Raw genomic sequence first — 12995 nt, 5'->3', positions numbered from 1 at the left:
CGTCGGCGGGCCTGGTGTGCCCGGCGGCGCGCGGCGCGGACGGCGGCTGGCTGGAGTGCCGGCTGCGGCTGACCGATCTGCGGGACCTGTCGACGGCCGTGCAGCGGATGCGCCGGCTGTTCGACCTGGACGCCGACCCGTACGCCGTCGCCGAGCGGCTCGGCGCGGATCCGCTGCTCGGGCCGCTGGTGGCCGAGCGCCCGGGGCTGCGCTCGCCGGGCGCCGCGGACCCCGAGGAGCTGGCCGTACGGACCGTGCTCGGCGGCTCGCCGGAGCGCGCCGCCGCGCTGGTCCGGGCGTACGGAAAGCCGCTGGACGTGGCGGACGGCCACCTCACCCACCTCTTCCCGGCGCCCGCCGCACTGACCGGCGCCGAGGTCGAGGAGCCGGTGCGGACGCTGTGCGGCGCGCTCGCCGACGGCACGATCGCGCTGGACGCGGGCGCGGACCGCAACAGCGCGGAACGGGCGCTGGCCGCACTGCCAGGAGTCGGCCCGCGGGCCGCCGCGTACATCAGGATGCGGGCGCTCGGCGACCCGGATGTGGGGACGCAGACGGAGCCGGAGCCCCGGACGGCCCCGGAGGCGGGCATGGCCGGCAGGTGGCGGCCCTGGGGCGCGTACGCCCTCCACCACCTCTGGAACGCCGGGCTGCTCCCGGCGGGCGAGATGCCCGGGACGGCCGGGCTGCCCGCGTACGCCGCGGCCGGCCGGGCCGGATGACCCTCAGCCCGCGAAAACGGCCCCGGCCCAGGCGCCGAAGACCAGCAGACAGACGAACAGCTCGATCAGCACGCTCAGACCGATGGCGCGCATGACCGTACGGGTCGAGGCCCAGGCATCGCCATGGCTGCCGAGCCGGAGCCGCTCCAGCAGATAGAGGCCGCCGACGGCGCCCAGCAGCCCCCCGATGACCGGGATCACGAAAAAGCCCACGATGCCGGCCACCCCCGCCAGGAACAGCGTGCGGTAGGGCGCGCCCGCGGCACGCAGATTGCGGGCCGGCAGCAGCCATTTCACCGCCTGGTTGAGCAGCAGGACGGCGGTGGCACCGATCAGCAGCCCCCACGCGAGGGAGGACTTCTCGGACAGCGTCCACCACAGCACACCCGCCCACACGATCAACGGCCCGGGGATGCCCGGCACCAGCACCCCGAGCAGCCCCAGCAGCATCACCAGGCCGACCGCGACCAGCTGCCACACGCTCATGTGACGGCTCGTACGCTGCGCTCTCTCATGGCCCAAGAGTGCCGGAAGCGGCCCGGAACCGCTTGCCGACGGGACGAACGGAGCAAGTGCGCCCGGTGAGCGGCGGGTGCCGCACCGTACGACTACCACCCCGCCTTCTCCGAGCGCGGCCCGGCCACCTCCGGCCACACCTACCGCGTACGCGACAAGAACCTCGCCGCCGTACGCGCCGACCGGCACGCGGTGGGCACGGCGGCCGACCACCGCGATCCGCTACGAACTCCGGCAGGACACCGAGCAGATCCCCGCCTCCGACCGCAACCGGCCGCGCCCCCAGGCCACTTCGCCCACCTGCACCTTCCGCTCACCTCTCGAACCGGAGGTGACACCCCCGGAGCCCTCACCAAGGCCGCACCGCCCTACTCCACGGCCAGACCGTCCGCGCCTATGACCTGCGCCGACCGCTGAACCCCGCCGGGCGGCCACCTGCCGGGGGCCGGCCGCCCGGCGGACCCGCTTCTTCGCGCCCTGTTTCGGCAGCGGCCCGCTGGGGACAATGCGCCGCATGAACCAGCAGCGGGCACGACGCGGTCACGAGGACGACTGGTGGCGGCAGTTGTACGGCGATGGTGAGGGCGGCGGCCAGGGCGCGGCAGGGGGCGTCGCGGGCCGCGCGGGGGTGCGAACTGCCGGGCCGTCGGATGCCGGTCCGTCCCATGCCGCGGACACCCTTGACGACCGGGTCGAGTCGGCGCTGCGGGCGGTGGGGCCGCCGGCCGAGCCGAAGCCGTGGGAGCCGCCCGTACGGCCGGCGGCCCCACCGCCCACACCCTCACCGCCGATCCCGCTCCCGGCCACCGGCCCGGCCTCGCGCGATACCTCACCGGACGCCCCATCGGACACCGCATCGGACACCTCACCGGACACCGCACCGAGCACTCCATCGGACACCCCACCGTCCCGTACCGCCGGCTTCGTCGGTGACCGGCCGCCCACCTATGACCCTGAGCCGGGCGCGCTGCCCGCCGCCGACCCCGGCGCGCTCGACGATCTCGTACCCGACACCGCGCTGGACGGCGCCCGCTACGGCTCGCTGACCCTGCGCGCCGCCTCACAGCGCGGCGACTCCGCCCGCTACCGCGGTGACGTACGCCGCGATGCGCTGCTCACCGCCCGCTTCGGCGCCGGCCGGCAGGCCCTGATCCTGGTCGCCGTCGCCACCCCTCCGCCGGCCGCCGAGGGAGCCCACCGCGCCGCCCGCGACGCCTGCGCGTGGATCGGCGGCGCGGTCGGCCGCAGTTACACCCAACTGGCGGAGGACATCCGTACGGACCATCGGGACGCCCTCAAATCCGGGCTGCAGCGGCTCACCGACCGCAGCTACGGCAAGCTGCGCGGCCGGGCGCGGGAGCTGGGCGCCGCGCCGGAGCGGTACACGGCCGCGCTGCGCTGTCTGCTGCTGCCCGCCGACCCGGACTGCCGCACCCGGGTGTTCTTCGGTGTCGGCGCGGGCGGCCTCTTCCGGCTGCGCGACGGTGCCTGGCAGGACCTGGAGCCCGCCACGGCCGACCACGCCACGGCCGACCACGACACGGGCGACGCACCGGGCTCCGACGGCGGACCGCCCCGCTCCGCCCCCGGCCTGCCGCACGGCCCGTACACGGCCGGGAGCCCGGCGCGGCCGGCGCCCTTCCTCTTCCGGGCGGCCTTCGCCCGTCCGGGGGACACCCTGCTGCTGTGCAGCGCCGGCCTGGCGGAGCCGCTCCAGGAGGAGCCCGCCTTCGCCGCCCGACTGGCCGCCTGTTGGAAGGCACCCGAACCACCGGGCCTGGTGGACTTCCTCGCCACCGCACAACTACGGGTCAAGGGCCACACGAAGGACCGCACGGCCGTCGGGGTATGGGAGGCGTAGCGCCGGGCAGCGGAGGCGCGCCCCCGCCCGCCGTGGGTTCATGGGAAGGAAGCCGCCCGACCCGCATCCCGTCGAAGGAGCGACAGCGACATGGCGAAGCAGACCGTGGCCGAGCAGTTCGTGGACATCTTGGCGCGGGCGGGGGTGCAGCGGCTCTACGGCGTCGTCGGCGACAGCCTGAACCCGGTCGTGGACGCCATCCGACGCAACTCCGCGATCGACTGGATCCAGGTCCGGCACGAGGAGGTCGCGGCCTTCGCCGCCGGGGCGGAGGCCCAGCTCACCGGCAAGCTCGCCGCCTGCGCCGGCTCCTGCGGCCCCGGCAATCTGCACCTGATCAACGGGCTCTTCGACGCGCACCGCTCCATGGCCCCGGTCCTCGCCCTGGCCTCCCACATCCCCTCCAGCGAGATCGGCACCAGCTTCTTCCAGGAGACCCACCCCGACCGGCTGTTCGCCGAGTGCAGCCACTACAGCGAACTGATCTCCAGCACCAAGCAGATGCCGCGGGTGCTCCAGACCGCGATCCAGCACGCCATCGGGCAGAGCGGGGTCTCGGTCGTCTCCCTCCCCGGCGATATCGCCGCCGAGCAGGCCCCCGAGCGCGCCATCGAGCATGCTCTGGTCACCGCGCGCCCGTCCGTACGCCCCGGTGACGACGAGATCGACAAGCTGGCCCGGATGATCGACGAGGCCGGCAAGGTCACGCTGTTCTGCGGCAGCGGCACGGCGGGTGCGCACGCCGAGGTGATGGAGTTCGCCGAGCGGGTGAAGTCGCCGGTCGGGCATGCGCTGCGGGGCAAGGAGTGGATCCAGTACGACAACCCGTACGACGTGGGGATGAGCGGACTGCTCGGCTACGGCGCGGCCTACGAGGCCACCCATGAGTGCGATCTGCTGCTCCTGCTCGGCACGGACTTCCCCTACAACGCGTTTCTGCCCGACGACGTCAAGATCGTCCAGGTCGATGTACGGCCCGAGCACCTGGGCCGTCGCTCCAAGCTCGACCTCGGCGTCTGGGGCGATGTCCGCGAGACGCTGCGCTGTCTGATCCCCAAGGTCCGGCCGAAGACGAACCGCAAGTTCCTGGACCGGATGCTGAAGAAGCATGCCGATGCGCTGGAAGGTGTGGTCAAGGCCTACACCCGCAAGGTGGAGAAGCACACCCCGATCCACCCCGAATATGTCGCCTCCGTCCTGGACGAGGAGGCCGCCGATGACGCGATCTTCACGGTCGACACCGGTATGTGCAATGTCTGGGCGGCCCGCTATCTCAGCCCCAACGGCCGCCGCCGGGTGATCGGTTCGTTCAGCCACGGCTCGATGGCCAACGCGCTGCCGCAGGCGATCGGCGCCCAGTTCATCGACCGTGGCCGCCAGGTCGTCTCGATGTCCGGCGACGGCGGGTTCACCATGCTGATGGGCGACTTCCTCACCCTGGTCCAGTACGACCTGCCGGTGAAGGTGGTGCTGTTCAACAACTCCTCGCTCGGCATGGTGGAACTGGAGATGCTGGTCTCCGGCCTCCCCTCGTACGGCACCACCAACCACAACCCGGACTTCGCGGCCATCGCCCGCGCGGCCGGCGCACACGGCGTACGCGTGGAGAAGCCCAAACAGCTGCGCGGCGCACTGCGCGACGCCTTCAAGCACAAGGGCCCGGCGCTGGTCGACGTCGTCACCGACCCCAACGCCCTGTCGATCCCACCGAAGATCAGCGCGGAGATGGTGTCCGGCTTCGCGCTGTCGGCCGGCAAGATCGTGCTGGACGGCGGGGTCGGCCGGATGCTGCAGATGGCACGGTCCAACCTGCGGAACATTCCGCGGATGTGAGACCCGCCGGGCGGCTAACGGCGCTGGGGCACGAGCCGCAGCGTCAGGATCTGGAACGGGCGCAGTTCGAGTGTCACCTCCGATGTCGGCCCTTCCTTCTCGTCGTGCAGCGGGCGTTCCAACAGGTCGGTCACCATGGCTCGTTCGAGGGGGAAGCCGGGGGAGAGGATGCCGGTCGCGCGGCCGCCCCGGGACTCGTACAGGCGCACCACCACATCGCCGCTGCGGTCCTCGGCGAGCTTGACCGATTCGACGGTGAGGGCCGGGTGGTCGACGCGGATCAGCGGGGGGACCGGTGGTGCGCCGGCGGTCCTGAGCGGGAGGTTGAGCGCCAGGCCCTCGGCGACCGCGTCGCCGACCTCGGCGCCCGGCAGCAGCGCGTAGGTGAAGCGATGGGCGCCCTGGTCGGTCTCGGGGTCGGGGCTGTGCGGTGCGCGCAGCAGGGTCAGCCGTACGGTCGTGCCCAGGCCCTCGGCGTGCGGTGTACGGGTGACGTCATGGCCGTAGGTCGAGTCGTTGAGCAGTGCGACGCCGTAGCCAGGCTCGGCGACCCGTAGCCAGCGGTGTGCGCAGATCTCGAAACGCGCCGCGTCCCAGCTGGTGTTGGTGTGCGTGGGGCGGTGCACATGCCCGAACTGCACCTCGGCGGTGGAGCGTTCGGCGTGCACATCCAGCGGGAAGGCGGCCTTGAGGACCTTCTCCGACTCGTGCCAGTCGATGTCGGTGGTGATGTCGAGGCGGTGTGAGCCCGCGCGCAGGGTCAGCTCCTGGGTGATCCGGGATGCGCCGAACGCCCTGGTCACCCGCACCGTGGCGGACAGCGGTCCGGCCGCGGTGAGCTCGACGGACTCGGCGTCGGTCAGATCGGTGTGCCGGTTGCGGTAGTGCCGGTCGAGGTCCCAGGCGTCGTACTTGTTGGGGTGGTCGGGGTGCAGTTGCAGCAGATTGCCGCGCGCGCCCGGCGCCAGGGCCTCCCGTCCGGTGTGCAGATCGCGTACGGAGGTCAGCAGGCCGTCGGTGTCGAGGCGGACGCGGAGCAGCCCGTTGTCGAGGGTGAGGGTGCCGTCGGCCTCGGTGCCCGCCCGTACGGGCGGGGGCGGCGGCGTGGGGGAGTCCGGGCCGGGCGGGCGGACGGTGGCCGAACCGAGCGCGGGGACATGGACCGGGACGGCGGCCGGCTCATCCGGCCCCGCCTCCGTGGCCCGCGCCGGCAGCTCGACGATCTCGTCCCGGTCGTAGGGCGAGGCGTTGAACACCGCCGGCACCCCGGCCGCCCCGTCCCCTCCCAGCGCCCCGATCGCCGTCTCGATGATCTCCGTCAGCTCGGCCGCGACGGCCGCGTAGGTGTCCCGGGCCTCGCGGTGCACCCAGGCGATCGACGAGCCCGGCAGGATGTCGTGGAACTGGTGCAGCAGTACGGTCTTCCAGAGCCGGTCGAGCGCGTCGTACGGGTAGGCGTACGCGGCGCCGCCGCCCGCCCGTGCCGCGGTCCGCACCGCCGCCGTCGCCGCCCACAACTCCGCCTCGCGCAGCAGATGTTCACTGCGCCGGTTGCCCTGTTTGGTCTTCGCCTGCGAGGTGTACGTACCGCGGTGGAACTGCAGATACAGCTCGCCCGACCAGACCGGGGCTGCCGCTCCGTACTCCTCGTGGGCCGCCTCGAAGAAGCGGGCCGGTGGCTCGATCTCGACGCGCGGTGAGCCCTCCAGGGAGCGCAGCCGGCGGGCCCGCTCCAGCATCTCGCGGGTCGGGCCGCCACCGCCGTCGCCCCAGCCGAAGGGCACCAGGGAGCGGGTGGCGCGGCCCTTGTCGGCGAAGTTCCGTTCCGCGTGGGCGAGTTCGCCGGCGTGCAGACGGGAGTTGTAGGTGTCGACCGGGGGGAAGTGGGTGAAGACGCGGGTGCCGTCGATGCCCTCCCACCAGAAGGTGTGGTGCGGCATCTTGTCGGTCTGGTTCCACGACAGCTTCTGGGTCAGGAACCACTTCGCGCCGGCCAGCCGCGCCAGCTGCGGGAAGGCGGCGGTGTAGCCGAAGGAGTCCGGCAGCCAGATCTCCTCGGTCTCCACCCCCAGTTCGTCCAGGAAGAAGCGTTTGCCGTGGACGAGCTGGCGGGCCAGCGCCTCACCGCCGGGCATATTGGCGTCGGACTCCACCCACATCGAACCGACCGGCGCCCAGTTGCCGTCCCGCACCGCCGCTTTGATGCGTTCCCAGATGCGCGGCTGGTGCTCCTTGACCCAGGCGTACTGCTGCGCCTGGGAGCAGGCGAACACCAACTCCGGGTACTCCTTGGCGAGGTGGGTGACATTGGCGAAGGTGCGGGAGGCCTTGCGCACGGTCTCGCGCAGCGGCCACAGCCAGGCCGAGTCGATATGCGCATGCCCGGTGGCGGACAGGCGATGGGCGCTCGCGGAGGCCGGGCGGGTCAGTACGTCCGCCAGGTGGGCCCGTGCCGCGGCCGCCGTGCCGCCGACATCGTGCAGATCGAGCGCGTCCAGCATGTCTTCCAGGGCACGCAGGATCTCGTGCCGGCGCGGGCGGTCGACGGGCAGCTCGTACATCAGCTCCGACAGCACCTCGATATCGAGGATCAGCTGCCAGACGGTCTCGTCGAGCACCGCGAGATCCGCCGAGGCGAAGCGGTACAGCGGACGGTCCCCCGCGGTCCGTACGTCGCCGAGGTCGGTGGGGCGAAAGTCCCGCAGCACGGCCGGGTTCGCGGCGGCCTCCAGCAGCAGCCGCACCTCCTCACCGCCGTGGACCGGGGAGCCGACGGGGATGTGCCGGTTGCGCGGATGGATGCCCTTGACGGGTACCCCGTCGGCGTCGTACACCAGCCCCTCGGCCTGGAAGCCGGGCCCGTCGCCGCTGAAGCCGGGGTCGATGACGGCCTCCACCCGCCGGCCCGCCCACTCCTGCGGCACCTCGCCGGCCAGCCGGAACCAGCTCGTCGACCACGGCGGCCCCCAGAGTTCGCCGGCCGCGAACGGCTCGTACGCGGCCCGCAAGGCCTCACCCACCGGCCGGGGTTCACCCGGCGCATGCCAGACGGTGAGCCGCAGCGGCACCCGCGCCGCGTACTGCGCGGGCCTGATGAACTGCCCCAGCGCCCGCTCCAGGCGCCCCTCCACCAGCAGTCGGTCGTCGTGCACAGCGGCTCCTCACGCTCGTACTCGCCCACGCATCGGGTCAGGCATACCCACTCGGTCCCGGCCCGGCCCACCCGGCGCGCGGGCCGCCGGCGAGCGGCCGCGCAAGCGGAAGCATGGCGGCTGATCCGATGGGCATGCTGACCGTGAGGCTGTTCGAGACCGGGCGCCGAGGTTCGTGGGGGGCGGGGGAGAGAATGCGTCAGCCTGTGCGGCGCGAGGAACGGGACAGAAGGCAGGAGTCGGCCGAAGGGGCCCGCGGCGGGGGGATCGCCGCGCGAGCGCCGGGCGTCCTGGAGCGGAAGGTGCGGCATGCAGATCTGCGCGCGGTCGGCGAGGTGCGCCGGGAGTTACGGCAGCTGCTGAGCCGCTGGGCAGCGCCGGGCAGCGGGGAGCTCGCGGAGGTCGCGACGCTGCTCACCAGCGAATTGGTCACCAACGCCCTGGTGCATACGGAGGGCGGCGCCGTCGTCACGGCCAGGGTCGGCGACCGGCTGAGGGTGGAGGTCCGCGATCTTGCGCCCGGGCGCCCCGAGCCGCGTGCGGCGAGCACGGAAGGGACGTCGGGCAGGGGGCTGATGCTGGTGCGCTCGCTGGCCGACGCGTGGGGCATACGCTCCGAGGGGTTCGGCAAGTGCGTGTGGTTCGAGCTGGGCGGCGGACCGGCCTGACCCGAATGCAGGGGTGTCGGTCGGCGCGGTCCGCCACCGGTCAGCCGAATTGCCGTTCGATCTCGGCGAGTTTCTCTTCGAGGGAGTCCAGACGGGGCAGCGTCTGGGTGTCGTCCTCGGTCGTGAGGTCCACGGTCCGGCGGGTCCCGATCGCGCCGTCGGTGGCATCGGGGTCGGCGCCCGACAGGGCCTTGAGGGCGGGGCGGGCGCGTACGGACAGCTCCGCCGTGGTCAGCGGTGCGGGGTCGCCGGCTATCGCGGAGTCCGGGCCGGCCATCTCCGCGGGTGCCGCAGTGGCCTGAGCGACCGTCAGTTGCCGGGCGCCGGTACGGCCGATGCCCCAGGTGCGGTGCTGCCGGTTGATGGCCTTGATCCGCGCCCGGTCGAGCTTGCCCTTCTCGCGCCGGCGAAGCCGGTTCAGCTCCTTCTCGCGCCGGTCCTCACGGACCTCCTCGACCGCCTCGTCCAGCGTCCGTACGCCCTCCAGCAGCATCAGCGACCAGGCCGCGAAGGTCTCGCGGGGAGCCCGCAGCCAGCGGACGATACGGATCTGCGGCAGCGGGCGGGGCACCAGGCCCTGCTCGCGCAGCGCCGCCCGGCGGGTCTGCTTCAGCGCCCGGTCGAAGAGGACCGCGGCCGACAGCGACATCCCGGCGAAGAACTGCGGTGCGCCCGCGTGGTCCAGGCCGCGCGGCGCGTGCACCCAGTTGAACCAGGCCGCGGCGCCCGCGAACGTCCACACCAGCATCCGGGAGCCGAGCGCGGCGTCACCGTGGCTGGCCTCCCGCACCGCGAGGACGGAGCAGAACATCGCCGCGCCGTCGAGGCCGAACGGCACCAGATACTCCCAGCCCCCGGTGAGGTTGAGGTTCTGCACACCGAAGCCGACCAGACCGTGGAACGACAGCGCGGCGGCGACCGCCGCACAGCAGAACAGCAGCAGATAGGAGGCGGAGGCGAAGACGGCCTCCTTGCGGCGGCGGCGCTCCTCGCTGCGCTCCCAGGAGTCGTCGGTGGCGGACCGGGCGGCGGCGCGTTTGCCGCGCAGCACCAGGGCCGCGGCCGCCGTCACGCCGACGAGCATCAGGGCGCCGGGAATCAGCCAATCCAGCGATATAGCGGTCGTTCTCATTCTGGGGACCCCTTGCCTCGGATACGCGATTTCGCGCGACATCCTGGCGGAATCCAGCCCTCCCACAGGGGGTTTCGGAGCAAGAGAACGCCAAGGAGGGGCGGGGACCCGCAGATAGCGACCGCGGCCTCGAACTGCCTTGTGTTGACGCTGAGTTGAGTTCGAATTCAGTGACCCGAACGGGTGGTGTGGGGGTCAGCTGGTTGCGGTGAGGCGCTTGATGCGGTCCTCGTCGCAGGTGCGCGGGCAGGTGACGCAGGTGTCCTCGGGGCGCAGGGTGTACAACATGCAGCAGCTGGCGCGGTCCCGGGTCGGCAGCATCGCGCCGTCCGGCCCGGTCAGCGACCGGAACCCCGCGCTCCCCACATACGGGGCGGTGGCGCCCGGCAGCAGCCGCTGCAATGCGGCCACCGCGCGCGGCTCCTCGCCCAGCAGATGCCCCAGATACCAGAGCCCCTCGACGATCTCGTCGGACGCCATGCCCCACAGCGCCCGCGGGCCGCGCCGCATCCGGCTGCGGAAGCCCTCCAGTACGGGCCCGAGATGCGCGGCCACCGCCGACCGCACCTCGGCGCGCAGCGCCTCCTCGTCCCGTACCACCCGGGCGCCGGGCAGCGCCGCCGCCGGATCGTCCGGAAGGCATCCGAACGAGCTGACGCGGACCGCCATCCGGCCCAGCTCGCGCTGGAAGGAGACGTCCTGTACAGGCAGGTACGGGACCCGGCGGTGCAGGAACCAGGGGATGGTGATCAGCAGACAGGCGGGCCAGGCGTAGCGGTGCAGCGCGAAGCCGGCGATCACGTCCGGCCGGGCGCGCTGTCCGTAGTCGCGGACGATCTGTGCGTCGTCCCAGGCGAGAAAGGTGTCCAGGGTCTCACCGCCGGCCGCGAGCCCGGCCGCGCACACCCAGCCGTCGCCGGTGGGCGGTGCCGCGTCCCAGGCGGTCACCTGCAGACCTGGGAAGACCTCGGAGAGCCGGGCGTAGGCGGCGGCGACGGGGTGGGTCGCGGGCGGGGCGGCGAGGGCAGAAGTCATGCGGGAGACCACCGAATCGCGAGCGTAAGCAGGTAAGCCTTACCTTATCCGAAGACTGTACCCGCCCCCGCCTGAAGCCAGTCCTGGCAGCCCTCGCCGGCTGCGGGACCGGCTCCCGGATTTGAACTGTGGCCAAGGCCGCCTATGGTGCTGGGGACGTCAGGAGGAACCGTCATGGAGCAGGGCACGGCGGAACAGGAGCCGCTCGCACGGGCATGGGTGCCCGCGCAGGCCGGTCCCGCGGCGCTCCGGCGGCACTCGGTCCGCGGCCAGGTGCTGGCCGCGCTGCGCCACGCGCTGGTCGGCGGGGAGCTGACCCCGGGCGAGGTCTACTCCGCGCCCGCGCTCGCCGAGCGCTACGGCGTCTCCGCGACCCCGGTCCGCGAGGCCATGCAGCAGCTCGCGGGCGAGGGCGCCGTCGAGGTCGTCCCCAACCGCGGCTTCCGGGTCGCCGAGCGCAGCTCCCGTGACCTCGCCGAGCTGGCCGAGGTCCGCGCCATGCTGGAGGTGCCCGCGATCGTCCGGCTGGCCCGGGCGCTGCCCCCGGAGCGCTGGGAGACGCTGCGCCCGCTCGCCGCGGCGGGCGTGAGCGCCGCCGCCCGCGGGGACCGGGTCGGTTACGCCGAGGCCGACCATGCCTTCCACGACGCCTTGATCTCGCTCACCGGCAACCGCCGGCTCACCGAGGTCACCGGCGATCTGCTGCGCCGTGCCCAGTGGCCGGCGGCCGGCGGCTCCCGGCTGCGTACGGCCGAGCTGCTGGCGGACGCCTCGGAGCACACCGCGCTGCTCGATGCGCTGATCGCCCAGGAGTACGCGGTCGTCGAGCGGATCGCCCGTGAGCATGTCTCGGCGACGCGCCACCCGCACTGACCCCGCGGGCGGCCGGCTCAGCCCGGCAGCAGCTCCACCAGTGGCAGCGCCGCGATATCGGCGGCGGGCCGGGAGAGATACAGATCGGCGTGGTAGAAGCCGTCGGCTTCCTTGCCGGTGACGGTCAGACCGCGCCCGGCCAGCGCCTCGAACGCCGACCGCCGCTCACCACCGTCGGCGAACCGCCGCTGGCGGAACGTACGGGTGGTGAGCTTCTCGGTCACCAGGCCGGCGCGGGCCAGCAGCGCGGAGACCGGCCGGTAGTTCACCTCGCGGAGCACGAACGCCGCGACCCAGGGCGGCGACGACACACAGTCGAAGAGCCGGCCGAAGGTGCGCGCGGAGATATAGCCGACGCCGCCGGTGACGGTGATCAGATCGGCTCCGGCCAGTGTGCGCCGCATCGCCGGGCTCGGGTCGTCCAGCTCCAGGTTCTCCGCGAAGCCGTGGTCGAGCAGACCGACCGTGCGCGCATAGTCGACGGCCCGGTCCGCCGAGTCGATGCCGGTCACCCGGAAGGGTTCGGCACGCAGCCGGCTGGCGAAGAATGTTCGATCCTCCTCCATGAGTTGACGGGTCGTCGGGAATTCGGGGCGCTGTACGGCGTAGCGCCCGTAGAGGTCGGTGAGGGACAGCCGGTGGTTGAGCAGCGCGGCGTTGACCCCGTATGAGCAGCAGAGGTCGACGACGTGCAGTGGTGGGCGGTCGCTCCGGCGCCGCCGCAGGGCCTCGGCCACGACGCGGAACACCGCTTGGCCGTGGTGCGGAATCTGGTAGTCCAGTGGTTGCAGTGTGGTGAAGTACCGGCGCGGATCAGGGCAGTTGTAGATCGCCTCGAAATCCGCCTTGCCCCAGTCGGTTCCAGCGGTCGTCTTGGTCACTCCTGCTGCCATGGATCGCCTCCTGAAAAGGCTCCGTCAATGGGTGGGGGGCCCAGCTGGTCACGGACCAGCATCCAGTCCCCACCGGCGCCTCACAGTGCGACTTGCGGCCATTCTCGGGGCCTGTGGGGCGTGGAGAGGCGCCGCTGCCCCGTGGCCTTCGCCCATGGTCCCACCTCATGCTTCGCTCGTCGCGTCGAAGCCCGGGGGGTGCGGTAACCGGTGCGCCCCGGCCGATCCCCCGCCAGGGCAGTCCGGATCCGGCCAATCGGTGCGGGGGCCCGCATGGCTGAGGACGGGGGGTTGACGGCGAGTGGCCGCG

The 12995-nt window shown here is 72.8% G+C and carries 10 protein-coding genes; 5 read left to right on the top strand and 5 right to left on the bottom strand.

What is annotated here, in order from left to right; all coding sequences use genetic code 11:
• Positions 1-722: DNA-3-methyladenine glycosylase family protein (locus DY245_RS05450; RefSeq protein ID WP_280524951.1), on the top strand; the 722-nt coding region annotated here is incomplete at its 5' end.
• Positions 723-725: 3 nt separating this feature from the next.
• Here DY245_RS05450 and DY245_RS05445 read toward each other — a convergent pair.
• A complete protein-coding gene (locus tag DY245_RS05445; protein ID WP_128504085.1) occupies positions 726-1208 on the bottom strand; it encodes a DUF456 domain-containing protein in 483 nt (160 codons plus the stop codon).
• 544 nt (positions 1209-1752) lie between these two features.
• On the opposite strand from DY245_RS05445, the gene DY245_RS05440 reads away from it, so the two are divergent.
• Positions 1753-3099: a protein phosphatase 2C domain-containing protein gene (locus tag DY245_RS05440; protein WP_128504083.1), complete on the top strand. Its 1347-nt coding sequence runs from the start codon at positions 1753-1755 to the stop codon at positions 3097-3099.
• Positions 3100-3189: 90 nt separating this feature from the next.
• The gene (locus tag DY245_RS05435; protein ID WP_128504081.1) at positions 3190-4932 is read left to right on the top strand and encodes a pyruvate dehydrogenase; all 1743 of its coding nucleotides are present in this window, start codon (positions 3190-3192) and stop codon (positions 4930-4932) included.
• A 14-nt stretch (positions 4933-4946) separates the two neighbouring features.
• Here DY245_RS05435 and DY245_RS05430 read toward each other — a convergent pair whose 3' ends face one another.
• Positions 4947-8084 carry an alpha-mannosidase gene (locus tag DY245_RS05430; protein ID WP_128504078.1) on the bottom strand — a complete coding sequence of 1046 codons (3138 nt, stop codon included), beginning with the start codon at positions 8082-8084 and terminating at the stop codon, positions 4947-4949.
• Positions 8085-8374: 290 nt separating this feature from the next.
• Here DY245_RS05430 and DY245_RS05425 point away from each other — a divergent pair, with 290 nt between their 5' ends.
• Positions 8375-8752, top strand: coding sequence for an ATP-binding protein (locus tag DY245_RS05425; RefSeq protein WP_128504095.1), 378 nt, complete (start codon positions 8375-8377; stop codon positions 8750-8752).
• 40 nt (positions 8753-8792) lie between these two features.
• Here the strand turns inward: DY245_RS05425 and DY245_RS05420 are convergent, their stop codons facing one another.
• Together DY245_RS05420 and DY245_RS05415 are read right to left on the bottom strand one after the other, a co-directional pair.
• Positions 8793-9884, bottom strand: coding sequence for a DUF2637 domain-containing protein (locus DY245_RS05420; protein WP_128504076.1), 1092 nt, complete (start codon positions 9882-9884; stop codon positions 8793-8795).
• 195 nt (positions 9885-10079) lie between these two features.
• The gene (locus DY245_RS05415) at positions 10080-10919 is read right to left on the bottom strand and encodes a (2Fe-2S)-binding protein (RefSeq protein ID WP_128504074.1); all 840 of its coding nucleotides are present in this window, start codon (positions 10917-10919) and stop codon (positions 10080-10082) included.
• A gap of 174 nt (positions 10920-11093) precedes the next feature.
• Here DY245_RS05415 and DY245_RS05410 point away from each other — a divergent pair, with 174 nt between their 5' ends.
• A complete protein-coding gene (locus tag DY245_RS05410; RefSeq protein WP_128504072.1) occupies positions 11094-11792 on the top strand; it encodes a GntR family transcriptional regulator in 699 nt (232 codons plus the stop codon).
• Positions 11793-11809: 17 nt separating this feature from the next.
• On the opposite strand, the gene DY245_RS05405 is transcribed toward DY245_RS05410, so the two are convergent.
• Entirely contained in the window at positions 11810-12685 is an 876-nt protein-coding gene (locus DY245_RS05405; protein WP_181923530.1) for a hypothetical protein, read from the bottom strand.
• Positions 12686-12995: the final 310 nt, after the last annotated feature.

Origin of the sequence: Streptomyces inhibens, assembly GCF_003389455.1 — a bacterium.
GTDB lineage: Bacteria > Actinomycetota > Actinomycetes > Streptomycetales > Streptomycetaceae > Streptomyces > Streptomyces inhibens.
This window is presented reverse-complemented; position numbering and strand designations above follow the sequence as displayed.

What these genes read in the sequence shown, in the direction of transcription:
- DY245_RS05445 (WP_128504085.1), bottom strand. Translation starts at nt 1,208, where the DNA reads ATGAGCGTGTGGCAGCTGGTCGCGGTCGGCCTGGTGATGCTGCTGGGG.
- DY245_RS05440 (WP_128504083.1), top strand. Translation starts at nt 1,753, where the DNA reads ATGAACCAGCAGCGGGCACGACGCGGTCACGAGGACGACTGGTGGCGG.
- DY245_RS05435 (WP_128504081.1), top strand. Translation starts at nt 3,190, where the DNA reads ATGGCGAAGCAGACCGTGGCCGAGCAGTTCGTGGACATCTTGGCGCGG.
- DY245_RS05420 (WP_128504076.1), bottom strand. Translation starts at nt 9,884, where the DNA reads ATGAGAACGACCGCTATATCGCTGGATTGGCTGATTCCCGGCGCCCTG.
- DY245_RS05415 (WP_128504074.1), bottom strand. Translation starts at nt 10,919, where the DNA reads ATGACTTCTGCCCTCGCCGCCCCGCCCGCGACCCACCCCGTCGCCGCC.
- DY245_RS05410 (WP_128504072.1), top strand. Translation starts at nt 11,094, where the DNA reads ATGGAGCAGGGCACGGCGGAACAGGAGCCGCTCGCACGGGCATGGGTG.
- DY245_RS05405 (WP_181923530.1), bottom strand. Translation starts at nt 12,685, where the DNA reads ATGGCAGCAGGAGTGACCAAGACGACCGCTGGAACCGACTGGGGCAAG.